The organism is Tenacibaculum lutimaris (assembly GCF_003610735.1).
Classification (GTDB): Bacteria; Bacteroidota; Bacteroidia; order Flavobacteriales; family Flavobacteriaceae; genus Polaribacter; species Polaribacter lutimaris.
The window spans coordinates 230,152-256,510 of record NZ_RAQM01000006.1 but is presented as its reverse complement, the minus strand read 5'-3'; the positions used below and the strand labels follow the sequence as shown (position 1 = coordinate 256,510).

22 protein-coding genes are annotated in these 26,359 nt (G+C 34.2%); 15 read left to right on the top strand and 7 right to left on the bottom strand.

Annotated elements, in window-relative coordinates; all coding sequences use genetic code 11:
- Window positions 1-23: 23 nt before the first annotated feature.
- From nrfD to C8N26_RS01165, 10 genes are all read left to right on the top strand, one after another.
- Window positions 24-1,424, top strand: a complete 1,401-nt coding sequence (gene nrfD / locus C8N26_RS01210; RefSeq protein ID WP_028891351.1) for an NrfD/PsrC family molybdoenzyme membrane anchor subunit — start codon at window positions 24-26, stop codon at window positions 1,422-1,424.
- The gene (locus tag C8N26_RS01205; protein ID WP_120185690.1) at window positions 1,414-1,941 is read left to right on the top strand and encodes a DUF3341 domain-containing protein; all 528 of its coding nucleotides are present in this window, start codon (window positions 1,414-1,416) and stop codon (window positions 1,939-1,941) included. Before nrfD ends, C8N26_RS01205 begins: the two co-directional genes overlap by 11 nt.
- A 9-nt stretch (window positions 1,942-1,950) precedes the next feature.
- Window positions 1,951-2,499, top strand: a complete 549-nt coding sequence (locus tag C8N26_RS01200) for a c-type cytochrome (protein ID WP_211327775.1) — start codon at window positions 1,951-1,953, stop codon at window positions 2,497-2,499.
- A 22-nt stretch (window positions 2,500-2,521) separates the two neighbouring features.
- Window positions 2,522-4,093 carry a quinol:cytochrome C oxidoreductase gene (locus C8N26_RS01195; protein WP_120185689.1) on the top strand — a complete coding sequence of 524 codons (1,572 nt, stop codon included), beginning with the start codon at window positions 2,522-2,524 and terminating at the stop codon, window positions 4,091-4,093.
- A gap of 35 nt (window positions 4,094-4,128) precedes the next feature.
- Window positions 4,129-5,136: a cytochrome c oxidase subunit II gene (locus tag C8N26_RS01190; protein WP_120185688.1), complete on the top strand. Its 1,008-nt coding sequence runs from the start codon at window positions 4,129-4,131 to the stop codon at window positions 5,134-5,136.
- Between the two features lie 27 nt (window positions 5,137-5,163).
- Entirely contained in the window at window positions 5,164-6,933 is a 1,770-nt protein-coding gene (locus C8N26_RS01185; RefSeq protein WP_028891346.1) for a cytochrome c oxidase subunit I, read from the top strand.
- 153 nt (window positions 6,934-7,086) lie between these two features.
- Window positions 7,087-8,109, top strand: a complete 1,023-nt coding sequence (gene ruvB / locus C8N26_RS01180; protein ID WP_120185687.1) for a Holliday junction branch migration DNA helicase RuvB — start codon at window positions 7,087-7,089, stop codon at window positions 8,107-8,109.
- 3 nt (window positions 8,110-8,112) lie between these two features.
- Complete coding sequence (locus C8N26_RS01175) at window positions 8,113-9,843, top strand: SulP family inorganic anion transporter (protein WP_120185686.1); 1,731 nt, start codon at window positions 8,113-8,115, stop codon at window positions 9,841-9,843.
- A 12-nt stretch (window positions 9,844-9,855) separates the two neighbouring features.
- The gene (locus tag C8N26_RS01170) at window positions 9,856-11,265 is read left to right on the top strand and encodes an MBL fold metallo-hydrolase (RefSeq protein ID WP_120185685.1); all 1,410 of its coding nucleotides are present in this window, start codon (window positions 9,856-9,858) and stop codon (window positions 11,263-11,265) included.
- A gap of 5 nt (window positions 11,266-11,270) precedes the next feature.
- Window positions 11,271-11,651, top strand: coding sequence for a rhodanese-like domain-containing protein (locus C8N26_RS01165; RefSeq protein ID WP_120185684.1), 381 nt, complete (start codon window positions 11,271-11,273; stop codon window positions 11,649-11,651).
- A gap of 73 nt (window positions 11,652-11,724) precedes the next feature.
- Here C8N26_RS01165 and C8N26_RS01160 read toward each other — a convergent pair whose 3' ends face one another.
- Together C8N26_RS01160 and C8N26_RS01155 are read right to left on the bottom strand one after the other, a co-directional pair.
- On the bottom strand, window positions 11,725-13,053 hold the full coding sequence (locus C8N26_RS01160) for a TlpA family protein disulfide reductase (RefSeq protein WP_120185683.1): 1,329 nt from the start codon (window positions 13,051-13,053) through the stop codon (window positions 11,725-11,727).
- Window positions 13,054-13,196: 143 nt separating this feature from the next.
- The gene (locus C8N26_RS01155; RefSeq protein ID WP_211327774.1) at window positions 13,197-15,539 is read right to left on the bottom strand and encodes a TonB-dependent receptor; all 2,343 of its coding nucleotides are present in this window, start codon (window positions 15,537-15,539) and stop codon (window positions 13,197-13,199) included.
- A 491-nt stretch (window positions 15,540-16,030) separates the two neighbouring features.
- Between C8N26_RS01155 and C8N26_RS01150 the strand changes: the two genes are divergently transcribed.
- From C8N26_RS01150 to C8N26_RS01135, 4 genes are all read left to right on the top strand, one after another.
- Complete coding sequence (locus C8N26_RS01150; RefSeq protein ID WP_028891340.1) at window positions 16,031-16,516, top strand: acetyl-CoA carboxylase biotin carboxyl carrier protein subunit; 486 nt, start codon at window positions 16,031-16,033, stop codon at window positions 16,514-16,516.
- A gap of 1 nt (window position 16,517) precedes the next feature.
- The gene (gene accC / locus C8N26_RS01145) at window positions 16,518-17,954 is read left to right on the top strand and encodes an acetyl-CoA carboxylase biotin carboxylase subunit (RefSeq protein WP_120185682.1); all 1,437 of its coding nucleotides are present in this window, start codon (window positions 16,518-16,520) and stop codon (window positions 17,952-17,954) included.
- Between the two features lie 191 nt (window positions 17,955-18,145).
- Window positions 18,146-19,687, top strand: coding sequence for an acyl-CoA carboxylase subunit beta (locus C8N26_RS01140; RefSeq protein WP_120185681.1), 1,542 nt, complete (start codon window positions 18,146-18,148; stop codon window positions 19,685-19,687).
- A gap of 431 nt (window positions 19,688-20,118) precedes the next feature.
- Window positions 20,119-21,855, top strand: coding sequence for an ATP-dependent nuclease (locus C8N26_RS01135; RefSeq protein WP_120185680.1), 1,737 nt, complete (start codon window positions 20,119-20,121; stop codon window positions 21,853-21,855).
- A 113-nt stretch (window positions 21,856-21,968) separates the two neighbouring features.
- On the opposite strand, the gene arfB is transcribed toward C8N26_RS01135, so the two are convergent.
- The 5 genes from arfB to C8N26_RS01110 all read right to left on the bottom strand — a co-directional run bounded on the left by arfB (window position 21,969) and on the right by C8N26_RS01110 (window position 24,914).
- Complete coding sequence (arfB, locus tag C8N26_RS01130) at window positions 21,969-22,370, bottom strand: alternative ribosome rescue aminoacyl-tRNA hydrolase ArfB (protein ID WP_120185679.1); 402 nt, start codon at window positions 22,368-22,370, stop codon at window positions 21,969-21,971.
- Window positions 22,371-22,717: 347 nt separating this feature from the next.
- Window positions 22,718-23,371, bottom strand: coding sequence for an AAA family ATPase (locus C8N26_RS01125; protein WP_120185678.1), 654 nt, complete (start codon window positions 23,369-23,371; stop codon window positions 22,718-22,720).
- Window positions 23,332-23,964: a nicotinamide riboside transporter PnuC gene (gene pnuC, locus C8N26_RS01120; protein WP_120185677.1), complete on the bottom strand. Its 633-nt coding sequence runs from the start codon at window positions 23,962-23,964 to the stop codon at window positions 23,332-23,334. The genes C8N26_RS01125 and pnuC overlap by 40 nt, the downstream gene beginning before the upstream one ends.
- A complete protein-coding gene (locus C8N26_RS01115; RefSeq protein ID WP_120185676.1) occupies window positions 23,948-24,208 on the bottom strand; it encodes a hypothetical protein in 261 nt (86 codons plus the stop codon). Before C8N26_RS01115 ends, pnuC begins: the two co-directional genes overlap by 17 nt.
- 79 nt (window positions 24,209-24,287) lie before the next feature.
- Entirely contained in the window at window positions 24,288-24,914 is a 627-nt protein-coding gene (locus tag C8N26_RS01110; protein WP_120185675.1) for a 4'-phosphopantetheinyl transferase family protein, read from the bottom strand.
- A gap of 62 nt (window positions 24,915-24,976) precedes the next feature.
- Between C8N26_RS01110 and ahcY the strand changes: the two genes are divergently transcribed.
- Window positions 24,977-26,293: an adenosylhomocysteinase gene (gene ahcY, locus C8N26_RS01105; RefSeq protein WP_120185674.1), complete on the top strand. Its 1,317-nt coding sequence runs from the start codon at window positions 24,977-24,979 to the stop codon at window positions 26,291-26,293.
- The last annotated feature ends 66 nt before the right edge of the window (window positions 26,294-26,359 follow it).

The following is a 26,359-nucleotide window of genomic DNA, read 5'->3' as shown; positions in this document are numbered from 1 at the left end:
AAAATTAATAAGTATATAGATTTATGTCGTCTCATTACGAATCATCTTATAGAGAACCTTTAATACTTGGTGACAAGAGTTACCATGATATTACTGAAGATATTGCTAGACCTATTGAAGGGAAAGCAAACAAAAATTGGTATATAGCATTCTATATCTCCTTAGCAGCAATGTTATGGGGATTTGGATGTATCTTCTACACCGTAGGAACAGGTATTGGTGTTTGGGGATTAAGTAAAAACATCGGTTGGGCATGGGATATCACCAACTTCGTATGGTGGGTAGGTATTGGTCACGCCGGTACACTTATCTCTGCCGTATTATTATTATTCCGTCAAAAATGGAGAATGGCAATTAACCGTTCTGCAGAAGCGATGACAATCTTTGCGGTATTCCAAGCAGGATTGTTCCCAATTATCCACATGGGACGTCCATGGAACGGATACTGGGTATTACCAATTCCTAACCAATTCGGATCATTATGGGTTAACTTTAACTCACCATTATTATGGGATGTATTCGCAATTTCTACGTATTTATCGGTATCATTAGTATTCTGGTGGACTGGTTTATTACCTGATTTTGCAACGATTCGTGATAGAGCTGTTAAACCTTTCCAAAAGAAAATTTATGCATTGTTATCTTTCGGATGGTCAGGTAGAGCAAAAGACTGGCAACGTTTTGAAGAAGTGTCGTTAGTATTAGCAGGTTTAGCAACTCCATTAGTACTTTCAGTACACACAATTGTATCGATGGACTTCGCAACTTCTATCAATCCAGGATGGCACTCAACAATTTTCCCTCCTTATTTCGTAGCAGGGGCGATCTTCTCAGGATTCGCAATGGTACAAACCTTATTAGGTATTATGCGTAAGGTTACGAACATGGAAGCATATATTACACGTTTACACGTAGAGTATATGAACATCGTAATCATTTTAACAGGAGGTATCGTAGCAGTAGCTTATGCAACAGAATTCTTCATTGCATGGTATACAGGGTCTCCTTATGAAAATTACACATACTTATCGTTTGGTGCAGAAGCAGGAGCTTATGGATGGGCATTCTGGTCGTTATTAATTTGTAACATTTTCACACCACAGTTATTATGGATTAAAAAAATCAGAAGAAGTTTTATCTGGTCTTTCATTATCTCGATTGTAATTAATATCGGTATGTGGTTTGAGCGTTTTGATATTATCGCAATTGTATTAAGTAAAGGACAATTACCATCTACTTGGTGGCGTTTTGAGCCAACGTTTGTAGACGTAGGTATCTTCATAGGAACTATCGGGTTCTTCTTTGTATTATTCTTATTATATGCAAGAACTTTCCCAGTAATCCCTACAGCAGAGATTAAGACTATTTTGAAATCATCAGGTGAGAATTTTAAAAAATCAAGAGAAGAGAACAATGAGCACTAATAAAGTAATTCACGCATTATATAATGATGATGATATCTTAATGGATGCCGTTAAGAAAGTAAAGTCAGAAAATCATCACATTGAAGAAGTATTTTGTCCATTCCCAGTTCATGGGTTAGACAAAGCAATGGGCTTAGCTCCTACACGTTTAGCAATTACTGCTTTTTTATATGGTATTACAGGTTTATCAGTAGCAGTTTGGTTAACATGGTATACTATGATTGCTGATTGGCCTCAAGACATTGGTGGTAAACCAAACTTTTCTTGGGCTGCTAACATGCCAGCTTTCGTGCCAATTTTATTCGAATTAACAGTATTCTTTGCAGCACACTTAATGGTAATTACTTTTTATATGAGAAGTAGAATTTGGCCATTTAAAGAAGCTGAAAACCCAGATCCAAGAACTACAGATGATCACTTCTTAATGGAAGTTCCAGTTCATGGAAACGAAGAAGAGTTAATGGCATTGTTAGAAACAACAGGAGCTGTAGAAATTAACGTAGTAGAAACGCACTAATAAAGAGATATGAAGAGTTTAAAAATAATTATCGCTTTAGCTGTAGTAGCAACAAGCTTAAGTTCTTGTAACGATAAACGTAAACCACAAGTACAATTCATGCCTGATATGTATGAGTCTGTTCCTTACAACGTAAATGGAGCAGAAGGGATAAACGGTAAAATGGTTAACAAATTACCTGTTGCAGGTACTGTAAGCAGAAACGGTGTAGTAGCTTATGATATTCCTGATACTAACGATGGATATGAAAAAGCAAAAGCTGAATTAAAAAACCCATTACCAACAACTGAGGTAAACTTAGAAAAAGGTAAGGTGTTATACGATATTTACTGTGCTTCTTGTCACGGAACAAAAGGTGATGGTAATGGAGTATTATCTCAAAGAGATAAATTCAACGGTATCCCAAATTACGCTGATAGAGAGTTAACTCCAGGAAATATTTACCATGTAATCATGTATGGTAAAGGAGTAATGGGATCTCACGCATCACAATTACAATACAACGAGCGTTGGCAAGTTGTACAATACGTAGAAAAATTAAGAAGCGAATTAAAATAAGTCTATAATAGATAGTTAAGATATGTACCAGTTTTCAGGAAAATTAAAAATGCTAGCTATTGTTTTAATGGCTGTAGGACTTTTAGGAACAGGTTATAGTTTCTTTTCAGCACCTAAAACATTAGATGACGCAAAAGAAATTTTAGCAAAACAAGATGCTCACCATGGTGGTCATGAAGCAACAGCTACTCACGCAGAAGAGGAGCATGTAGAGGAAGCTAAAGTTGAAGAGCATGTAGAAGAAGTTGTTACTGAAGAAACTCAAGCAGATAGCACAGCAACACAAGCAGAAGAACATGTAGTAAATGTTGCAGAACAAGCACAAGATTCAACAAATGTTCAAGCTAATGAAGCTGAAGTTAAGGAAGAAGTAGCACACACAGAAGCAAAAGAAGAAACACATGCAGTAGCTGAAGCACACGGTGAAGATCATGGAGATGCTCACGCAGAACATGCTTTACACCAAATGCAAAACAGACCATGGTCTGCAATGTATGTAGCTTTATTATTCTCTTTAGGAATTACGTTATTAGTATTAGCTTTTTACGGATCTCAAATCGTTGCTCAAGCAGGATGGTCAGTAGTATTACATAGAGTAATGGAAGCTATCTCTTCTAACTTACATTATGTAAGTTTAGTAATGTTAGTTTTCTTAATTGCAACAGCAATGCACATGAACCACTTATTTACTTGGATGGGAGAAGGAGTAACCGACCCTACAAGTCCAAACTACGATGCTATTGTAGACGGTAAGAAATGGTATTTAAATACACCAGGATGGTTAATTAGAAGTATTATCTACTTAGCAGGTTGGAATGTTTACTATTTCCTTATCAGAAAGTGGTCTTTAGCACAAGATAATGGTGATTTAAAACAGCACAAGAAAAACTACAACGCTACAGTTATTTTCTTAGTATTCTTTATGATTACTGAAAGTATGGCGTCATGGGATTGGATTATGAGTATTGACCCACACTGGTTCTCTACATTATTTGGATGGTATGTATTAGCTACTTTCTTAGTATCAGCTTTAACAGTGATTGCTATGGTAACTATTTACTTGCGTTCAAAAGGAGTATTACCATTAGTAAACGATAGTCATATTCACGATTTAGCGAAGTTTATGTTTGGTTTCTCAGTATTCTGGACATACTTATGGTTTGCTCAGTTCATGTTAATTTGGTATGCAGATATGCCAGAAGAAACAACGTATTTCTTATTACGTTTTAACGAATATAAAGTACCATTCTTAGCAATGGTTGTAATGAACTTTATTTTCCCAGTATTATTATTAATCAACAGTGATTTTAAGAGCAGACCTTGGTTTGTAATCTTAGGAGGTGTTGTAATCTTAGCAGGTCACTATATTGACTTATTTGTAATGATTATGCCAGGAACCGTTGGTGGTCAATGGGGATTCGGAATTGGTGAAATAAGCGGATTATTATTCTTTACAGGATTATTCATCTTTGCTACGTTTAGTGCTTTTGCTAAAGCTAATCCAGTACCAAAAGGAAACCCTTACTTACACGAAAGTGAAACCTATCATTACTACAACATCGAACACACAGGAGAAGATAGTAATCATCATTAATTAAAAAGAATTAATAAACAAATAGTTTAGATAATATGCTCGCTTTATTTTATATTTTCATAGCAGTTGCAATCGGAGTAAGTTTTTGGCAAATTACTCGTATAATGAATTTCCGTTCTGTAATTGCTACAGATGAAGACAACGAAAAACAAGCTAAATACTCGTTAGCTTTCCTAGCATTCCTTTATGCAATGATGATTTATTGCTTAATAGCAATGAATGTAATCATGTTACCTGAAGCTGCTTCTGTTGAAGGAGAGCATGACGATAACTTATTCAATATTACATTTTGGTTAATTGGAATCGTTCAGTTCGGAATGCAGTTTTTAATTTTCTTCTTTACTTATAAGTACAGAGGAAATAAAAACAACAAAGCATTATTTTATGCTGATAGCCACAAATTAGAGTTAATTTGGACAACAATTCCTGCAGTAACAATTGTATTGTTAATTGGATACGGTTTATGGGCTTGGAACAACATTATGTATGTTGGAGACGATGAAAACCCAATTGTTATTGAGGTTTACTCTCAACAATTCCGTTGGGATGCTCGTTATGCAGGTGAAGACAACCAATTAGGTCTTGGTAATGTAAACTTTATCAAAGGAATTAACACTATGGGTGTAGACATGTCTGACCCAAGTGCACAAGACGATAAGCAAGTAACAGAATTGTATTTACCAAAAGGTAAAAAGATATTATTCAAGTTCCGTTCACAAGACGTATTACACTCTGCTTATATGCCTCACTTTAGAGCGCAAATGAACTGTGTTCCAGGTATGGTTACTCAATTTGCTTTCACACCAAAGTATACAACTGCTGAAATGCGTCAGAATTCAGAAGTAGTTGCTAAAACGGATGGAATTAACAAAATTAGAAGAGCTAAAGGAGAAGACCCATATGAGTTTGATTATGTATTATTATGTAATAAAATTTGTGGAGCGTCTCACTACAATATGCAAATGAAAATTACTGTTGTAGAAGAAGAGGAATACAACAAGTGGTTGTCAGAACAAAAAACATTAGCTCAAGTAATTAAATAAGGTATTTTTTAAAAGTATATAAAGATTATGTCAGATCATCATCACAAAGAAACATTTGTAACTAAATATATCTTTAGTCAAGATCACAAAATGATCTCTAAGCAGTACCTAGTTACAGGTATATTTATGGGTATCATAGGAGGTTTTATGTCTATGTTGTTTCGTTTACAAATTGCATGGCCAGATACGTCGTTTTCAATTGTTGAAGCGTTCTTAGGTAACCATCAAACAGATGGAATTATGAACCCAGATATGTACTTAGCGTTAGTTACAATACATGGTACAATCATGGTATTCTTTGTATTAACGGCAGGTTTAAGTGGTACATTCTCTAACCTTTTAATTCCGTTACAAATTGGAGCACGTGATATGGCTTCAGGATTCTTAAACATGGTATCATACTGGTTATTCTTCTTATCATCTGTAATCATGATCATTTCATTGTTTGTTGAAGCAGGACCAGCATCTGCAGGTTGGACAATTTATCCTCCATTATCTGCGTTGCCACAAGCAATTCCAGGTTCAGGTACAGGTATGACATTATGGTTAGTATCTATGGCAATTTTCATTGCTTCATCTTTACTAGGATCATTAAACTATATCGTAACAGTTTTAAACTTACGTACTAAAGGAATGAAAATGACAAGATTGCCATTAACAATGTGGGCTTTCTTTATTACAGCAATTATTGGTGTAATTTCATTCCCAGTATTATTATCTGCAGCATTATTATTAATTTTTGATAGAAGCTTTGGTACTTCTTTTTACTTATCAGATATCTTTATTTCTGGAGAAGTATTACACTACCAAGGAGGATCACCAGTATTATTTGAACACTTATTCTGGTTCTTAGGTCACCCAGAGGTATATATCATTTTATTACCAGCATTAGGTATTAGTTCTGAAGTAATTTCTACTAACGCACGTAAACCTATCTTCGGATACCGTGCAATGGTTGGATCTATTATGGCAATTGCATTCTTATCTACAATCGTATGGGGTCACCATATGTTCGTATCAGGAATGAACCCATTCTTAGGATCAGTATTTACTTTTACTACAGTATTAATTGCAATTCCATCAGCAGTAAAAGCGTTTAACTACGTTACTACGTTATGGAAAGGTAATCTACAGTTAAATCCTGCAATGATGTTCTCTATAGGATTAGTTTCTACATTCGTAACAGGAGGTTTAACAGGATTAGTATTAGGAGATTCAGCATTAGATATCAACGTACACGATACATATTTCGTAGTAGCTCACTTCCACTTAGTAATGGGTGTATCTGCCTTATTAGGAATGTTTGCTGGTGTTTACCACTGGTTCCCTAAAATGTATGGTAGAATGATGAATAAAACATTAGGTTACTGGCACTTCTGGTTAACGATTATTACAGCTTATGGAGTATTCTTCCCAATGCACTTTATTGGTTTAGCTGGTTTACCACGTCGTTACTATACAAATACAAGTTTCCCAATGTTTGATGACTTAGCAGATATCAACGTATTCATGACTATCATGGCAATTATTGGTGGAGCTGCTCAGTTAATCTTTATTGCTAACTTCTTCATCTCTATGTACAGAGGTCAAAAAGCTACGCAAAACCCTTGGAATGCAAATACATTAGAGTGGACTACTCCTGTAGAGCATATCCACGGAAACTGGCCAGGAGAAATTCCTGAAGTTCACAGATGGGCTTACGATTACAGTAAAACAGATGAAAATGGTGAGTATGTTCACGGAAAAGATTTCGTGCCGCAAACAGTACCATTATTAGATGGAGAAGAGCCATCTTAATAAAAAGTAAAAAATAAAAAGCCTCCCAATTTTGGGAGGCTTTTTATTTTTATAAGCATAAGAAATCCTTATAATACGTATCTTAGCATAGTAAAGAGCTAAGTAACATATATTACAAAACAACCGTTTTATTTCAAGTATATTTGCAACTATATGAATGAAAACCTAAACCCTGAAAATAAACATTATTCTAATGAAGAATTAGACGTTGAAAAAAAGCTACGTCCACTGTCATTTGATGATTTTACAGGTCAAGATCAGGCAATAGAAAATCTTAAGATTTTTGTTGAAGCAGCGAATCAACGAGATGAAGCGTTAGATCATGCTTTATTTCATGGCCCTCCAGGATTAGGAAAAACGACTTTAGCACACATTTTAGCGAATGAGTTAGGAGTAGGAATTAAAGTTACGTCAGGTCCTGTTTTAGATAAACCAGGAGACCTAGCAGGGTTACTAACTAACTTAGATGAACGAGATGTGCTTTTTATAGATGAAATCCATCGATTAAGCCCTGTAGTAGAAGAATATTTGTATTCGGCTATGGAAGATTATAAAATCGATATTATGATTGAATCTGGGCCTAATGCGCGTACAGTACAAATCAATTTAGAACCGTTTACTTTAGTTGGAGCTACAACACGATCAGGATTGCTTACGGCACCAATGAGAGCCCGTTTTGGAATCAGTAGCCGATTGCATTACTACTCAACTGAACTGTTAACAAACATCATCCAACGAAGTGCCTTTATATTAAAAGTACCAATTTCTATGGAAGCTGCTATTGAGATTGCAGGAAGAAGTAGAGGAACACCACGTATAGCCAATGCATTATTGCGTAGAGTACGTGATTTTGCACAAATAAAAGGAGATGGCACCATAACTATTGAAATAGCTAGATATGCGCTAAAAGCCTTAAATGTAGATGCGCATGGGCTAGATGAAATGGATAATAAAATACTATCTACGATTATTGATAAGTTCAAAGGTGGTCCAGTAGGAATTACCACCTTAGCTACAGCTGTTGCAGAAAATTCAGAAACAATAGAAGAAGTGTATGAACCTTTTTTAATTCAACAAGGGTTTATTATGCGTACGCCAAGAGGAAGAGAAGTAACCGATTTGGCATATAAACATTTAGGTAGAATTAAAGGAAGTAGTCAAGGAGAGCTCTTTTAAAAAATGAAACTGTTAAAAAAACTCATACCGATACTAGAATGGTTGCCTAACTATAAAAGATCACAATTAAGAGGAGATGTAGTTGCAGGTATTACCGTTGCTATTGTGTTAATACCACAAGGTATAGCGTATGCACTTATTGCTGGCTTACCACCTATTTATGGGTTATATGCAGCATTAATGCCTCAATTAATGTATGCTATTTTTGGTACATCACGCCAAGTAGCAATTGGTCCTGTGGCAATGGATTCATTAATCGTAGCAACAGGGGTTTCTACCTTAGCATTAACAGGTTCTGAGAGTTATATAGGCATAGCAATATTGCTAGCGTTGGTGGTAGGTTCTATTCAATTTTTAATGGGAATTTTCCGCTTAGGGTTTGTAGTTAACTTCTTGTCGAGACCTGTAATAACAGGGTTTACATCTGCCGTAGCTTTAATTATTGGACTAAATCAATTTAGAAATTTATTCGGGGTAGATTTTGTACAAAGTGATCAAATACATGTATTGTTAGAAGATATTGTATTCCGACTTCAATACTTTAAAACAAATACTACCATCATAGGTTTAATTGCCTGTATAATTATTATAATTTTTAGAAAAGTTAATAGGAAGATTCCAAATGCATTAATTGTTGTGATTTTAGGAATTGTAACAATACGTCTTTTTGGAGATCAACTTACAGATGTAGCTATTGTAAAGGATATTCCTTCAGGACTTCCTAAATTCTCAATACCAGTTATAGATGTAGCATTAATACGTGAATTGATGCCTATAGCAGCAACCTTAGTTATGGTAGGATATTTAGAAACCATTTCTATCGGAAAAACGTTGGAGGCTAAACAAGACGAATATAGAGTAAGACCAAATCAGGAGTTAGTAGCTTTAGGTTTAAGTAATATGGTTGGGTCATTATTTCAATCATATCCTTCGGCATCAAGTTTTTCTCGTTCGGCTATCAATGCAGAATCAGGAGGTACTACAGGAGTTTCAGCAATTGTTTCGGCATTATTAGTAGTAATCACCTTACTTTTCTTAACACCGGTGTTTTATCATTTGCCTAAAACTATTTTATCAGCAATTATTATAGTTGCAGTTTTTAACTTGATAAATGTACAAGAAGCAAGAAGGTTATGGAAAGCGAATAATTTAGATTTCTGGTTATTGCTAGCTACTTTTTTAGCAACGATTTTCTTTGGAATTGAGTACGGAATTTTAATAGGAGTAGTTTTATCGTTAATTGTTTTAATTTTTAGAACGTCAAGACCTTATGTGGCTGAGTTAGGAAAAGTGCCAAATTCAGATTTCTATCGTAATAAAAACAGATTTAAGGAAGTTATCATAGAAGAAGAAATCTTAGTGTTCCGTTTTGATGCGCAATTATTTTATGCCAATTCAAACTATTTTCGTGATAGATTAGACGAAATGGCAGCAGAAAAAGGAAAGGCATTAAAGTTGATTGTTTTAGATGCAGAGAGTATTAACAGAGTAGATAGTACAGGTATTGATATGTTAAAAGAACGCATTATTTATTTTAACAAGCATAATATTCAATTCTATTTTGCAGGAGTGAAAGGGCCAGTAAGAGATGCCTTTTTTAGAGGAGGTTTATTAGACGTTGTAAGTTTAGATCACTTTTTTATGCGTGCCAACGGAGCCGTAAATTTTTATAAAACAGGAGATAATCAAAACCAAAAAAAATACGCACAATACATACATCAAGCGTATAAATAACTATATAATATTATGAAAATAGAGCAAATTTATACAGGTTGTTTAGCACAAGGAGCCTATTATATTGAAAGTAACGGAGAAGTTGCAATTATTGATCCATTACGTGAAGTAGATCCTTATATAAACAGAGCTGAAAAAGATGGCGCTAAAATCAAATATATTTTCGAAACGCATTTTCATGCAGATTTTGTAAGTGGTCATGTTACGCTTGCTGAAAAAACAGGGGCAACAATTGTATACGGACCAACAGCAAAAACAAATTATGAGGCTCATATAGCCATAGATGGAGAAGTGTTTACATTAGGAGATATTACTCTTACCGTACTACATACACCAGGACATACCATGGAGAGTGCTTCTTATTTATTAAAAGATAAAGACGGGAAAAACCACGCAATTTTTAGTGGTGATACCTTATTCTTAGGTGATGTAGGTCGTCCTGATTTAGCGCAAAAAGCAGCAAACTTAACACAAGAAGAGTTAGCAGGGTTATTGTACGATAGTTTACGTACAAAAATCATGACGTTGGAAGATGAAGTAATTGTATATCCAGCGCACGGAGCAGGATCAGCTTGTGGTAAGAATTTAAGCAAAGAAACAGTTGGAACAATTGGTGATCAAAAGAAAACCAATTACGCACTTCGTGCAGATATGACTAAGGAGGAATTTGTAAAAGAGGTGACTGATGGTTTATTACCTCCACCAGAATATTTCCCTTTAAATGTAAAAATGAATAAGGAAGGGTACCAATCTATTGATGAAGTTATCAAGAGTGGAGCAAAAGCCTTATCTGTAGAAGATTTTGAAAAAATAGCTAACGAAACAGATGCATTAGTGTTAGATGTTCGTAATCAAGCAGAATTTATTAAAGGATTTATTCCTCAATCAATCTTTATTGGTTTAGGAGGAACATTTGCCCCATGGGTAGGAGCATTGATTAAAGATGTTACACAACCAATTTTATTAGTTACTCCTGAAGGAGAAGAAGAAACAACTATTACACGTTTATCTCGTGTTGGTTTTGATAATGTGTTAGGGTATTTAGATGGAAGCTTTGATTCATGGAAAGCAGCAGGGAAAGAAGTAGATACTTTGCGTTCGGTTCCTGCAACTGTTCTAGCAGAAGAACTTACCAAAGGAGCTCCAGTTTTTGATGTTCGTAAACCAGGTGAATATACAAGTGAGCATATTATAGATGCACCAAGTACACCACTAGATTTCTTAAACGATTATATTGAAGAGTTTCCAACAAAAGGAGATTTTTATGTGCATTGTGCAGGAGGGTATCGTTCAGTAATTGCAGCTTCTATTTTAAAAGCAAGAGGATTCCATAATATAATTGATGTTGCTGGAGGATATAAGGCTATTAAAGAAACTGATATTCCAAGAACAGCAGCTGTTTGTCCATCAACTTTAAAATAAGAATAATGAAGAGAGGTATATTTTTAGTAGGTTTATTTTTAACACTGGTATTGTCGTGTAAGCCACAAACCAATGAGGCAAAAGATATCACGGTAGAAAACCTACAAGTAGTTTTAGAAAATGAAGATAACGTACAGTTATTAGATGTTAGAACACCGCAAGAATGGGCAGAGGGAGTAATTAAAGATCCGATAAAAATAGATATTACAGGAGATGATTTTGAAGGAAAGGTTTTAGAAAAGTTAGACAAAACACAACCTGTATATATTTACTGTCGCTCAGGGGGTAGAAGTAAAAAAGCTACGGAACTCCTAGCCAAAAAAGGGTATAAAGCCTACAATGTTTTAGGAGGAATTTTAGAATGGGAAGAAAAAAATAAAGAATAAAAAAATCCCGAGCATTTGCTCGGGATTTTTTGTGTTTTGTTATTAGGAAATCCACTCAGTAATTAATTATGTTTTATAACCTTTCTTTTAAGGTTTTTTCAATAGAAGAAGGTGGAGGTGCACTAGCAGAAATAATTTTACCTTCCGAATCAAGAAGTATATATCTTGGTACTCCTGTTACAGTATATTTATCGAAAAATTCTTGGCTTTTTGGAAGAAAAAATAATTGAGTCCATTTTGGCTTATGAGCTTCGATAAACTCACTCCATCTATCTTTAGAATCTAAATAGCCAATACTCACTATATTAATTTGATCACCATATTTTTTGTGTAATTCCTCCATCTTTGGGTAATCTGCTAAACATGGCTTACACCATGTAGCCCAAATATCGATGTATGTTATTTTTCCTTTAAAATTTTTCAAACTTAAAATGTTCCCTTGGTTATCAGTGAGCATAAAATCGGGAGACTGTTTTCCTTTAGATACTTCAGAAAATGAAAGATATAATTTCGAAATAATTTTTTTATGATTTTCATTTTTAGATAAATTTATAAAAGTATCGAAGTAAACATCCTTTTTAGGAAGGTACTTAATCAATTGCCAAGAGTAACTAAACAAAAAACTATTTAGAACTTGTTCGTCAGAAATGTTTTTACTGGCATATGATTGAACTTCTTGGTTGTAATCGGTACCTAGACCTTGATGGTAATATTTTTTAACTTTTCTATCGAAATATTTAGACAGAAAGTCTTCATATCTAAAATCTTCTAAAGCAAGTGCTTCTGTATCATTAAGATTGATTTTATAAAAGGGATTGGTTATTTCAATAGGGAATTTTTCTAAAATTTCTTTTGAAACCTCTTTTTTTCTACCCTGATAAAATAATACTCTACGGGCAATTTCTAGATTTATTGATTTCGTTTCTAAGGTTTTAAAAATTTTAGAATCAAAACTAAAATTATTCAGATTCTCGAAGAATAAATTTCGGAATTTTAAAATTCTTGTATAAAAATCATCTTTAGAGAGTGATTTTAAAGTGAAAAAATCTAATTCTTTATTAAGGGAGTCTATTATTTTTCTTTTACTAATTAAATAGTTGTTTTCTATAGCTCCAATTCCTTCAAAACTAATGGAATCATTTAATGATTTCCCTTTAATTCTAAGATCAAACAAAGGCTCTAAATAAATAACTCTATAATTCTCTGTACTAATACCAAAAAATTGAGGTTTTGAAATTTTAAAGTTTATAATTCCCTTTTCATTTAAATGAATTTCAATATCTTCTTTATTCACATTGTATTTAATAGTACTAGGATTTTCTTCTAGTTCAAAAGTTAATTGTTGTGATGTAACTTGAAGTGAAAAAATATACAAAAAGATGAATAATACTTCCTTTTTCATATGTTTAGCTTAATAATAATGATTAAATAATTCAAGAATAAGATTCTAATTAAATCTTTAGCAATTTGTTTTTATAAATTGTAAGATATAAAAAAAACCGAGACAATTGTCTCGGTTTTACTTTTTCTTAGCTCTTTTCCCACTTAAAATTTTAAGGTTGCGCCTACTAAAAAGTTTCTAGTAGCTTGCGGATAGTATCCTTGTACTTCAAAAGAAGTTCCAGGAGTATCCCAAGTATTTAAATAGGTGTATCCTCTATCAACATATTCTTTATCAAAAAGATTGTTAACCAATCCTGTAAACACAATTGATTTAAAAATTTTGTTCATTTCAAGTTCATAACTAACATTAAAATCACTAACGTAATAGCTATCTAGTTTAGAGGCTTCTGTATTAGTGTTACTCAAATATTGTTCACCAACAAATTTAGAAAGTAAAGCTAATTGTAGCCCTTTTGTAGGTTTATAAACCAATGCATTTCCAGCAATAATATTTGGAGAAAAAGCAATATTCGTAGTCCCAATATTACGTTGAACACCATCACGATCCAACATGAAATTCTTGATTTTATTACTACTTACGGTAAGGTTTTGGTTAATGCTAAACTTATCTGAAATGTTAAAGTTAGCATCAATTTCTACTCCTAAACGATAACTGTCTTTCACATTTTCTCTTAAATATTCTCCTACATCATTTAATCCACCAGTTTGAATTAATTGGTTGTCGTAAGACATGTAGTAGATGTTGGTGTTTAATTGAACCGTTTTATTATACAAACGCCATCCCAATTCAAAATCATCTAACGTTTCATGTTGTACGTTGATACCATTTTGAAAATCATCACGGTTCGGTTCTCTGTTCGCACGTGCATACGAAGCATAAATGCTATTTTCTTTATTTATAGTATATGTAAATCCTAACTTAGGATTAAAGAAACTAAACGAAGTGTCAATATTTAAAGGGTTTAAGTCAGAAGTAAATCCGCCAGTTGTATAATCAATAAATCTACCTTGCACATCAACAAAAGCTTTTAAGTTGTCAAAAACATTAAAAGTAGCTTTAGAGAAAACACTAAAATCATCCTTTTTAGCATCACTAAAATAATAACGATCTCTAATATTAGCCCCATCGGCAAATTGTGTAGCCCAAATAACTTCACCAAAATGATCTCCTTTATAATTACTATAAGAAGCACCAGAGATTAACTCGAATTTTTTAGTTTTATAAGTTACATTAGCATTAGCTACGTAAAAATCATTGTCTAACCAACGGCGAACAATAACATCACTTCCATCAACAATTATTTTGTTATAATCATCAGCGTCTCTATCTTTTTTAAACTGCTCAAAATATCCTTTACCAGGTGTATAATTTAAACCAATATTGGTAGACCAATTTTTAGATAATTTTTCATTCCAGTGTAACTGGTAGTGATCTTGCCAATAATTATCGGTTTCATTTTCGTAGGTATACGGATTTTGACGACGGTTTTCTTGTAATTCCTCAGCGCTTAACCCATACCAAGCTTGATAAGTTTGTTGTTTTCCCCCAAAAGCTAAAGCTTTAATCAACGTATTATCATCGGTATAGCTACCTTGTAAGAAATACGATTTTAGGTCGGTGAAAGCACGGTCAACATATCCGTCAGAATAAATGTTAGACAAACGACCAGAAAATTCAAAATGATCGTTTAATTTTCCAGTAGTAAACTTTACGGTGTGTTTTCTTGTTCCATACGAACCAAAAGCATTCGAAATTTCTCCAGTAGCTTCTTCTGAAACAGCATCGGTTAAGATGTTTAAACTAGCTCCAAAAGCTCCAGAACCGTTCGTAGAAGTTCCTACACCACGCTGTAATTGTAAACTTTGGGTAGAAGAAGCAAAATCTCCCATATTAACCCAAAAAGTTCCCTGACTCTCGGCATCGTTATACGGAATTCCGTTAATGGTAACATTTACACGAGAAGCGTCAGAACCACGTACACGAATATAAGTGTATCCAATACCTGCACCAGCATCAGATGAAGATGTTACTGAAGGTAAATAGTTTAATAATACAGGAATGTCCTGTCCTAAATTACGTTTTTCAATTTCTTGATTGTTAAGATTAGAGTGTGTTACGGGCGCATCTGCTTTTACACGAACAGCAGAAACTAATACTTCATCTAATACTGTTTCGTTAGAAATTAATTGAAACGTAATTTGTTGGTTGTTGGTAAGTTCAACTTCTTGAGAGGTACTTTTAAATCCTACATAAGAAACCTCAATAATGTGAGTTCCTTTAGTTAGGTTTAATTTGAATTTACCATTAAAATCGGTTGAAGTTCCTTTGGTTTGACTTCTAACAGCAACGGTAGCACCAATTAAAGGCTCTTGATTTCCATCAACTACTTTACCAGACAAAATAAATGTTTGTGCACTCGTTGTTAATGTTGTAAACACTACGAGTAAAAAAGCGATTACTTTCACTTTCTTTTGAAAAGACATCGGTCTCATTTTATAAAAAACAAAATCGAATAAAAAGAGGTAATTATTCTTTAGTTAAACATTGAATAATTAAAATTTGTCATTACAAGTAGTTTACAACAAAATATTCTTTGGTTTATAAACAAATTTCTTGTAACAATTGTTTTCCAAATGGCGATTATCGCCTCCCTAAACAGCATTACCTGTTCCAGGTTCGTTGGGTATGATCTCAGCCCTACTTTTAATTATAAGTTATAAATGTTGAATTTTAAGTTAACTAACAACTATTCACTAAACACTAATAACTCAAAAAGGCACCCCTTTATGAGAACGGTGCAAAGGTAAATATGAAATATGAATTAAGCGCGATAAATAGCGGGTTTTTCTAGGCTTGTTTATAAAAGAATAAGGAGTTATTAAGTAAGTAAAAAAACATTCTAATCAATTTATAGATTTAACTCATGCATTCCATTGTAAATTTAATATTTTAGTGGTGAAAATATCAGATATTTATGAGTAAATCTTTTAAAACGAGCGTTAATAAAACGCATGATTTTGACTTTACTGAAGCGCAAATAGAGACGCTAGATATAGTAGAAAAATCAAAAAATAACTACCATGTACTTGAGGGTAACCAATCGTATCAAGCTACCATACTTCAAACAAATTTCAATAAAAAAACATATACCATTCAAATCAATGGAAATACTTACGAGGTAAATATTGCTGATGAATTAGATATGTTAATTGATGAGTTAGGATTAGAAGTAGCTGCAGAGAAAAAAGAAAACGATATCAAGGCACCAATGCCTGGGTTAATTGTTTCTGTTGATGTTGAAATTGGTCAAGAAGTGAAAGAAGGAGATGGGATTTTAGTGTTAGAAGCCATGAAAATGGAAAATACCTTACAAGCACCAAGAGACGGAGTCGTAAAATCGGTAGCGATACAAGCAGGAGATAAAGTAGAAAAGAATACGGTTTTAATAGAAATGGAGTAATATGAAAAAGATATTAATAGCAAACAGAGGAGAAATTGCGTTGCGTGTTATGCGTACGGCAAAAAAGATGGGTATTAAAACGGTAGCTGTTTATTCGGAAGCAGACAGAAATTCACCACACGTAACTTTTGCAGACGAAGCAGTATGTATTGGTCCTGCACCTTCCAATCAATCATATTTATTAGGAGATAAAATTATTGAAGTAGCGAAAGAGTTAGATGTAGACGGAATTCACCCGGGTTACGGATTTTTAAGTGAAAATGCACCCTTTGGAGAAGCCGTAGCAAAATCAGGAATTGTATTTATAGGGCCAAAAACCCATGCTATTGAAGTGATGGGAAGTAAATTGGCTGCAAAAGATGCAGTAAAAGCCTATGACATTCCAATGGTTCCAGGGATTGATGAAGCGGTAACCGATGTGGAGTATGCCTCGAAAGTAGCGAATGAAATTGGGTATCCGATTTTAATCAAAGCCTCTGCAGGTGGAGGAGGAAAAGGAATGCGTGTTGTTGAAAAAGAAGCAGATATTAAAGAACAAATGCAGCGTGCAATTTCAGAAGCAGAATCAGCTTTTGGAGACGGTTCGGTGTTTATAGAAAAATATGTAGGGTCGCCACGCCATATTGAAATCCAAGTATTGGCAGATGCTCACGGAAATGTAGTACACTTATTTGAACGTGAATGTTCGGTACAACGTCGCCACCAAAAAGTAGTTGAAGAAGCACCATCAAGTGTATTAACTCCAGAAATTAGAGAAGCCATGGGAGCCGCAGCGGTAAGAGTTGCGAAAGCCTGTGATTATTTAGGAGCAGGAACCGTAGAGTTTTTATTAGATGAAAACAAGAACTTCTATTTCTTAGAAATGAATACACGTTTACAAGTAGAGCATCCAGTTACCGAACTTATTACAGGAGTAGACTTAGTAGAACAGCAAATAAAAATAGCAAGAGGAGAGGAGCTATCATTCACGCAAGAAGATTTACAGATTAACGGACACGCACTAGAATTAAGAGTGTACGCTGAAGATCCGTTAGATAATTTTGCACCGAGTATTGGAGTGTTGGAAGTGTATCAACATCCGAAAGGAGAAAATATTCGTGTAGATGATGGTTTTGAAGAAGGAATGGAAATTCCTATTTATTACGATCCGATGATTTCTAAATTGATTACGTACGGAAATACACGTGAAGAAGCCATCGAGCTAATGAAGCAAGCTATTAGTAATTATAAAGTAAAAGGAATAGAAACTACGTTGCCGTTTGGAAAGTTCGTATGCGAACACGAAGCTTTCACCTCAGGGAATTTCGATACTCATTTTGTAAAGAAATATTATACGCCTGAGTTGTTAGAAGCAGGATATGAAAAAGAAGCAAAGATTGCTGCACAAGTAGCCTTACAGCAGTATTTAAATGAGCAACGTATTTTAAAAACTTGTTAATACATAATGTGCGTTAGGGATTAAAGCGGCATCCTTTTTTGTGTTAATAAATCCGTCATTACGAGTGAAACGAAGTAATCTCATCAATTTAAGAGATTGCCACAGCAAATAGTTATTTGCTTCGCAATGACTCACAAAAAAGATACAGCGGAAAGCCCGACCCTTGGGGAACGCCCAAAAAAAGAATATAGATGAAATCTAAAATAGAAGAATTACAACATAAAGTAACCGAAGCAAAATTAGGAGGTGGACAAAAACGTATCGACCGCCATCATCAAAAAGGAAAATTAACCGCCCGCGAGCGTATTAATTATTTCTTAGATGAAGGTTCTTTTGAAGAAGTAGGTATTTTGGTAACACACCGAACGACTGATTTTGGAATGGAAAATCAGAAGTTTTATGGTGACGGAGTGGTAACTGGATACGGAACTGTAAACGGACGTCTTGTGTACGTATTTGCACAAGATTTTACGGTGTTTGGAGGTTCATTATCAGAAACACATGCCGAAAAAATCTGTAAGATTATGGATTTAGCCGTAAAAGTAGGTGCGCCATTAATCGGATTGAACGATTCTGGTGGAGCGCGTATTCAAGAAGGAGTACGTTCGTTAGGTGGATATGCCGATATTTTTTACAGAAATGTACAAGCATCAGGAGTCATTCCACAAATCTCAGCGATTATGGGGCCTTGTGCAGGAGGTGCAGTGTACTCACCAGCCATGACCGATTTTACCATTATGGTAGAAAACTCAAGTTATATGTTTGTTACGGGACCTAACGTGGTAAAAACAGTAACCAATGAAGAAGTTACTTCGGAAGAATTAGGAGGAGCTAGTACTCATGCAACTAAATCGGGAGTTACGCATTTAACGGCAGCAAACGATGTACAATGTTTGGAAGATATTAAAACTTTGTTGAGTTATATGCCGCAAAACAATCAAGAAACTACAGCAAAATTATCGTTTGAATTAGGTGATGAAGTTCGAGAAGAACTAGCCAATATTGTTCCTGATAATTCCAATAAACCGTACGATATGCGAGCGGTGATTGATGGTATTGCAGATTCAGATTCATTCTTTGAAATCCATAAAGATTATGCCGATAATATCGTAGTCGGATTTGCGCGTTTAGGAGGAAGAAGCGTAGGAATTGTTGCCAATCAACCGATGAGTTTAGCAGGATGTTTGGATGTAAACAGTTCTAAAAAAGCAGCACGTTTTACCCGTTTTTGCGATTGTTTTAATATTCCGTTATTGGTGTTGGTAGATGTACCAGGATTTTTACCAGGAACCGACCAAGAGTGGAATGCGATTATTACCAACGGAGCAAAATTATTGTATGCGTTGAGTGAGGCTACCGTGCCAAGAGTAAGTGTAATTACCCGTAAAGCTTATGGTGGAGCCTATGACGTAATGAACTCAAAACATATTGGTGCCGATATGAACTTTGCATGGCCTAGTGCAGAAATTGCGGTAATGGGAGCCAAAGGAGCGAGTGAAATTATCTTTAAAAAAGAAATTGCCGAAGCTGACGACCACGAAGCAAAACTTGCCGAAAAAGAAGCAGAGTATGCTGATAAATTCGCGAATCCGTACCGAGCAGCAGAACGCGGATTTGTAGATGAGGTTATTTTACCGCAAGATACCCGTAGAAAACTAATCAAAGCTTTTGCTATGTTAGAAGGTAAAAAGGTAGAACGACCAAACAGAAAACACGGAAATATCCCATTGTAAAAAATAAAGATTACACAATTTTTTTAGGAGGCGCTTCTTTTTAGGAGCGTCTTTTTTATTTTTTAAGGGTTGGTGCTTACTCAGTGACTTCCCTTGTAGTGGTTAGTATATCTTGATATCAGCGACCCAAAACCATGATATAAAGAACAGTTACTACTCTAAAAAACAACTTTTATGACTTAAATAGCTGAGGTTATGGGATTCCGTAAGATTGTGTGGTGGAGTTTTTTTATGTTCGCAAGAATTGTAAGAGCAACTAGCTTTTATAATTAATTAACAAATAACAATAATTTTATTTTAAGTAAAGTATTGGATTTGATATATTTGATAGCGTAAAAAATTGCTAAACCTTATGATATTCCATGTTTTTTTCGGGATAAAAGAACTAAAGTTTGGTATATAACGAGTTGTGCATCATTAGAAAAAAACCTATGTCCGAAATAAGACTAAAAAAAATAAAAGTAAAAAATTATCGCTCATTTGGAGAAGAACAAACGTTTGACTTTCCTGAAAATGATTATAACAAACCAATTTCAATAATCGGATATAATAATTCAGGGAAAACAAATCTAATGAATGCAATTATGTACGGCATCGGAGAAAATTTTGTTAGTGCAAAAACTTTTGAAAAAACTGATTTACATAATTTAAATTTAGCAAATCAACTTGAAATTAAAACAAGAATAGAAGCAACACCTTATGGGCATAATTATTATGGACCTCAAACAATAGCAGGCGATTACACAATAAAAACAACACTTGAGGATAATGAAATAAAATCGAGTATCAGTAAATCGTTTTTTGGAGCAAATAAACATTACAATATTTTTTACATTAATTTCCACAACATAAAAGAAGAAATTTCAACAAAAAAAACAAGTTGGGGTAACTTAACTTCATTTTTAGCTAAGCATATAAAGTCAATTGTTGACAATGATGCTGGAATGATAGCTAAAAAGGAAGCTTTTAAAAATAGTACTAAAGAAGCAACTGAAGAAGTTTTAAATGATTCGCAGTTAAGTAATTTTATTTCGAAAATAAAAGAGAACTATGCGCAAAATTTAAGAAACAATAACTGCGAGGTTGAATTTGGATTACCAGACTATGAAGATATCTTTCTTCAAATGGTTTTCAAAATTGGGCTTAATGGAGAAATTAACAACTTAATCCCAATAGACCATTTTGGGGATGGATATATCTCAATGTTTGTAATGGCTGTAATTCAAGCAATAGCAGAAAGTAATATCGATGACAAATGCTTATTTCTTTTCGAAGAACCAGAAAGTTTTCTTCATGAAAATCATCAAGAATATTTTTATAAAATGGTTTTATGCAGTTTAGCAGAAAAAGGACATCAAGTCATTTACACTACTCATTCTGATAAAATGATTGATATATTCGATACAAAAAGTATTATTAGAATAGACTTTGACGAACAAGAAAAAAGAACTGTAAAGAAATACAATAATATTGAAGATTTTGATTCTCAAAATGAAGAAATAATATCAATTGAGAACTTCAATAGTTTTATAAAATCTGTAGAACCTAATATAAATAAAACATTGTTTAGTCGAAAGGTTTTATTAGTTGAAGGTCCTAACGATTTATTAGCTTATAATTATGCTATTGAAAAAAAGATTAATGACATAAAAAATGACAGTAAGTTTGCTAATACTTATCTTAATTTTAAAAACATTTCGATTGTCGTTCATCACGGAAAAGCAACCGCCTTATTACTAATTGACTTATGTAAACATTTTGGAATCGATTATTATGTTATCAATGACTGGGATTTTGATTTAGATTTTATCGAGGAACTAGCAGTTATTGATACAGAAGTAGAATTAAAGGCTTCTCAGTTATATTTATCTGAGAACGGAGAAGATAGGTCAGTCACAAGAAAAGGTATGGTAACAACAAATTGGAAATTAATCAAAACGGCAGATATTGATAAAATTCATTTTAATATTCCAAAATTAGAAAATGTTTTAGGTTATGAATCAGATAACAAGAGTAGTTTAGGCATTTGGGAAAGACTAAATGAAATTCCTGAATTTGATAATGTGTTCTTTCCTGAGAGTTTAATTAACTTTCTTGAAATTAATGAATTATCTGAAAATAACATTCCTGAGATTCCAATTGAAGAAGCGAATGATTTGCCCTTTTAAAATAATGAACGCACAACATTTGTATAATTAATTGCTTGTTACGAGCCTACTTATCAAAATCTTCACGGATTTCCAGTTTGGTGCGTATTCGAGAAGTTAAAAGTTAAACCATGTTAAAACCGAAATTTCTTTCGGTTTTCTTTTTTTTCAGCGTGTTGTTTTTTAGCGTCCAATCGTTTGGCAATCGCTGCTTTTTTAGGTTTGGTGGCTTTGCGTACTTTAGGTACTACTAAAGCCTGTTCTATAAGGTTAAAAAAGCGTTCAATAATGAGTTCTTTATTGCGATGTTGTGAACGGCTTTCTTGAGAGCTTAGGGTTAGTATATGGTCTTTAGATAATCGGTTCCCTAAATTTTTAAGCAACAACTCTTTTTCTTCATCTGTAAGTCCTAAAGAGTCTTCAATAGTAAACGTCAGCTCTACTTTCGAGGATACTTTGTTTACATGCTGTCCGCCCGCACCAGAGCTTCGTACGGCTTTAAAATTGAGTTCTTTTAAAAGTTGTTCTTTGTTCATAGGGTTTGTGAATGTTTCAAATATAGAAAATCTATTGTTGTTTGTAAAGAGGCTTGTCCTAGTGAATAGTTAAAGATAAAAAGGAAAAGATTATTTCACTGTCGTTCGTAATGACGTTTATCTATTATAGTAATGAAGGTATGTTTTTTAGGTTCGTCATAACGAGGAGTGTTAACGACGTGGTTATCTTTTTGTCGACAAGCAGATTACTTCTCCCGAAGTATCGGGATCGCAATGACGAATAAAATGGACGTCACTACGAGGAGGATACGACGAAGTAATCTGTATATAGAGAACTCATAATTTAAAGATTACTTCGTTTCACTCGCAATGACAACACATGTGTTTTACATATCGTAATTAGGTGTGTCGGGTGATTGGTGCATGAAGTGCATATCTAAATCGGTAAGGGTGTCGGAAAAAGAGTATAAGTTTTCTTTTTTAGTGAGTAACGCATCAATAACTTCCACTGCTTTTTTCAAACGGGTTTCTTTATCACCTTTCAACAACACATACGGACGGTTGTATTTTTTCAACGCATTTTCAAAGGCTTTGAACATTTCCAAGCGTTGCTCGGGTCTGTCGCGTAAATCATCAGCTTCCCAAGGCGTGTCGATATAGGTTAAAAAATAAATATCGTAGGTATTTGCAATCGCAGCTTCATCTAATTTCGGATCTACGAATCCGCCATAATACTCTTCAGAATATACTTTGGTTTCCAATAAATCGGTATCACATATGAGTACTTTATCCGCTTTTTTAGCCAATTCATTTTCCAAGCCCATTTGTCCTTCAGCAATCGGAATCAAGTCTTGCTGCTCACAAGTTTTACGTTCGTTGTTCCACTTGTCTTGCAAGTATTCACGTGCAAATTCGGGAGCCCAAACAGTATTGTAATGACGCGCTAACTGACCAGAAAGTGTTGTTTTTCCTGTGCTTTCAGGTCCAAATAATACCACCTTTACAAGGTTGATGGGTTGTTGTGTAAGTGCTTTTTCCATGCTAAATATCCTGCAATTGCAATAAAGGTAAATAATAAATATTGAAAACTGGTAAAGGTAAATCCTTTGTAAAAGTACAGTGGAACGGAGATAATATCGCCAATAATCCAATAAATCCAGTTTTCTATTTTTCGTTTTGCCATCAGCCACATTCCTACAAAGAAAATAGCAGTAGTAACGGTGTCTACATAAGCTGTCCAGCTCGTCCATTTATCAAAAACGGTATAAACAGCATAGACGAAAACTAAGGTGGCTAAAAATATGGCTATGCTTTGTTTTTTTTCTTTAGATGTTGTTCTAGAGATAGGAGTTACATGGGTGGCGTCTACTTTTCGTGTCCAGATATACCAACCATATACACTCATAATAAAGTAGTACCCGTTGATCATCATATCGCCTAATAATTCCCATTTTAATAGGAGGTATACAAAAATAGCGGTGCTTATCATCCCCGTAGGGAATACCCAAATTTTATTCTGTTTAGAATACCAAACGGATAAAAAACCAAAGATTACCGCAATAATTTCTAGCCAAACATGGATAGGGTTGTAATCAGCATACTGCCCAAAAAGGAAATCAAAAAGTTGGCTCATAATCGCTACGATCTGTTTTTACGATTTTCATAAATAGCAATCCGTTGTCAATTAATTCAAAAGTATTTTTTAATTCAGAAGTAACTAAACGCATCACGGTATCATAATCACCATACACTTGGGTGCTTAACGGATTTTCTAAAACGGTTAAACCAGAAGCGCGTAGTTTTTTTATGAAATTGATAATTGGTTCTTCAAATTCGTTTTGAAGTGGACTTAGCGTAAGTTCTACAGAGATTTTCATTGTTCTTTTTGTTGAAAAGAAACAAAGTTACAAAGTTTCAAAATTGTTTACGATGTTTTAAAAGAATAGTTCCTTTTTTTTAGTAGGCATACACACAGGTAAATCCTTCCATTTCCAAAAAGCGAATATCGAAATCGGAAGTTTCACCTTCATATAAAATTTTACCTGTAGTTTCATTGGTGTCGAAAGAGAAATCTTCAATATAAATGTTTTCTAAAAAGAGTAGTTTTTTCTTTCCATAGATTTTATACAAACTTTCTTTAGCACCCCAAACGATGGTGAGTTTACTAACTAAAGCATCATGGTTAGCTATCGATTTGTACTCTTCTATCGGAGTAAATTTGTGTGCGATTTTTACAATTTTATCGCGCTGCATTTCAATATCGATTCCCACGGGTTGTTCTGTAGAAATAATGATTGCCGAAAAAATGAATGAATGTGTTATCGAAATAAAATTTCCGTCTTTTAAATGTGGTTTTCCGTACTCATCATATACCAAATCGTTATCGGAATAGCCAATTTCTTTTAGTAAATGGCGCACACTTAAAAAACCCCTCTGATGTAAATCGGACTTCATACCGTTTACTCGCTGTTGATTTTCATCTGTAAGAAAAATCCCTTTTGAAAGTTCTTCAAAAGGTTCATCTATCTTCCAAATCAATGCTTTAGCATGATTGTTTACCGTTAATGTTTTGTAAAGAGGCATATTTTAGAAAGTTATTTCGTAATTTTGCGACTCAAATTTAAGATATATAAATATACAAAAATATGAGCACAAAAACCGCAACATATGTTCCTTACAAAGTTAAAGATATTTCTTTAGCCGATTGGGGAAGAAAAGAGATTGAATTGGCAGAAGCTGAAATGCCAGGGTTAATGAGTTTACGAGAAGAGTATAAAGAGGAGCAACCTTTAAAGGGAGCAAGAATTGCAGGATGTTTACACATGACGATTCAAACTGCGGTTTTAATTGAAACATTACAAGCTTTAGGAGCTGAGGTTACTTGGAGTTCTTGTAATATTTTCTCTACGCAAGATCAAGCTGCTGCTGCTATCGCTGCTGCAGGTACTCCTGTGTATGCTTGGAAAGGAATGAACGAAGAAGAGTTTGACTGGTGTATTGAGCAAACTTTATTCTTTGGAGAAGATAAGAAACCATTAAATATGATTTTAGATGATGGTGGAGATTTAACCAACATGGTATTGGATAAATATCCTGAATTAGCTGAAGGAATCAAAGGTTTATCTGAAGAAACAACTACTGGTGTTCACCGTTTATACGAGCGTGTTAAGAATGGAACATTACCAATGCCAGCGATTAACGTAAATGATTCGGTTACTAAATCGAAATTTGATAACAAATACGGATGTAAAGAATCTGCAGTAGATGCGATTCGTCGTGCTACTGATGTGATGTTAGCAGGTAAAAGAGTAGTAGTTTGTGGTTACGGTGATGTAGGTAAAGGTACTGCGGCATCTTTCCGTGGAGCTGGTTCTATTGTTACTGTTACTGAAATTGATCCTATTTGTGCATTACAAGCAGCAATGGACGGTTTTGAAGTGAAGAAATTAGAAACAGTTGTAGGTAAGGCTGATATCGTAATTACTACAACTGGTAACAAAGATATCGTTCGTTCTGAGCACTTCGAAGCAATGAAAGATAAGACTATCGTTTGTAACATTGGTCACTTCGATAATGAAATTCAAATGACTTGGTTAAACGAGACTTATGGAGATACTAAGGTTGAAATTAAGCCACAAGTTGATAAGTATACAGTTAAAGGAAATGATATTATTGTATTGGCAGAAGGACGTTTAGTAAACTTAGGTTGTGCTACAGGTCACCCAAGTTTTGTAATGTCTAACTCATTTACAAACCAAACGCTAGCGCAAATCGAATTATGGAAGTATGCTGATAAGTATGAAAATGATGTGTATATGTTACCAAAACACTTAGATGAAAAAGTAGCAAAATTACACTTGGCGAAGATTGGTGTTGAGTTAACTGAGTTACGTGAAGACCAAGCGAAATATATTGGTGTAACTGTTGAAGGTCCATACAAACCAGAACATTATAGATACTAGATTCATAGAGTCAAGACATAAAAAAATCCCGCAACATTGTTGCGGGATTTTTTTATACTGTTTATA

Bases quoted from the DNA above. Each gene is read 5' to 3' on its own strand.
- nrfD (WP_028891351.1), top strand. From the start codon at position 24: ATGTCGTCTCATTACGAATCATCTTATAGAGAACCTTTAATACTTGGT.
- C8N26_RS01205 (WP_120185690.1), top strand. From the start codon at position 1,414: ATGAGCACTAATAAAGTAATTCACGCATTATATAATGATGATGATATC.
- C8N26_RS01200 (WP_211327775.1), top strand. From the start codon at position 1,951: ATGAAGAGTTTAAAAATAATTATCGCTTTAGCTGTAGTAGCAACAAGC.
- C8N26_RS01195 (WP_120185689.1), top strand. From the start codon at position 2,522: ATGTACCAGTTTTCAGGAAAATTAAAAATGCTAGCTATTGTTTTAATG.
- C8N26_RS01190 (WP_120185688.1), top strand. From the start codon at position 4,129: ATGCTCGCTTTATTTTATATTTTCATAGCAGTTGCAATCGGAGTAAGT.
- C8N26_RS01185 (WP_028891346.1), top strand. From the start codon at position 5,164: ATGTCAGATCATCATCACAAAGAAACATTTGTAACTAAATATATCTTT.
- ruvB (WP_120185687.1), top strand. From the start codon at position 7,087: ATGAATGAAAACCTAAACCCTGAAAATAAACATTATTCTAATGAAGAA.
- C8N26_RS01175 (WP_120185686.1), top strand. From the start codon at position 8,113: ATGAAACTGTTAAAAAAACTCATACCGATACTAGAATGGTTGCCTAAC.
- C8N26_RS01170 (WP_120185685.1), top strand. From the start codon at position 9,856: ATGAAAATAGAGCAAATTTATACAGGTTGTTTAGCACAAGGAGCCTAT.
- C8N26_RS01165 (WP_120185684.1), top strand. From the start codon at position 11,271: ATGAAGAGAGGTATATTTTTAGTAGGTTTATTTTTAACACTGGTATTG.
- C8N26_RS01160 (WP_120185683.1), bottom strand. From the start codon at position 13,053: ATGAAAAAGGAAGTATTATTCATCTTTTTGTATATTTTTTCACTTCAA.
- C8N26_RS01155 (WP_211327774.1), bottom strand. From the start codon at position 15,539: ATGTCTTTTCAAAAGAAAGTGAAAGTAATCGCTTTTTTACTCGTAGTG.
- C8N26_RS01150 (WP_028891340.1), top strand. From the start codon at position 16,031: ATGAGTAAATCTTTTAAAACGAGCGTTAATAAAACGCATGATTTTGAC.
- accC (WP_120185682.1), top strand. From the start codon at position 16,518: ATGAAAAAGATATTAATAGCAAACAGAGGAGAAATTGCGTTGCGTGTT.
- C8N26_RS01140 (WP_120185681.1), top strand. From the start codon at position 18,146: ATGAAATCTAAAATAGAAGAATTACAACATAAAGTAACCGAAGCAAAA.
- C8N26_RS01135 (WP_120185680.1), top strand. From the start codon at position 20,119: ATGTCCGAAATAAGACTAAAAAAAATAAAAGTAAAAAATTATCGCTCA.
- arfB (WP_120185679.1), bottom strand. From the start codon at position 22,370: ATGAACAAAGAACAACTTTTAAAAGAACTCAATTTTAAAGCCGTACGA.
- C8N26_RS01125 (WP_120185678.1), bottom strand. From the start codon at position 23,371: ATGGAAAAAGCACTTACACAACAACCCATCAACCTTGTAAAGGTGGTA.
- pnuC (WP_120185677.1), bottom strand. From the start codon at position 23,964: ATGAGCCAACTTTTTGATTTCCTTTTTGGGCAGTATGCTGATTACAAC.
- C8N26_RS01115 (WP_120185676.1), bottom strand. From the start codon at position 24,208: ATGAAAATCTCTGTAGAACTTACGCTAAGTCCACTTCAAAACGAATTT.
- C8N26_RS01110 (WP_120185675.1), bottom strand. From the start codon at position 24,914: ATGCCTCTTTACAAAACATTAACGGTAAACAATCATGCTAAAGCATTG.
- ahcY (WP_120185674.1), top strand. From the start codon at position 24,977: ATGAGCACAAAAACCGCAACATATGTTCCTTACAAAGTTAAAGATATT.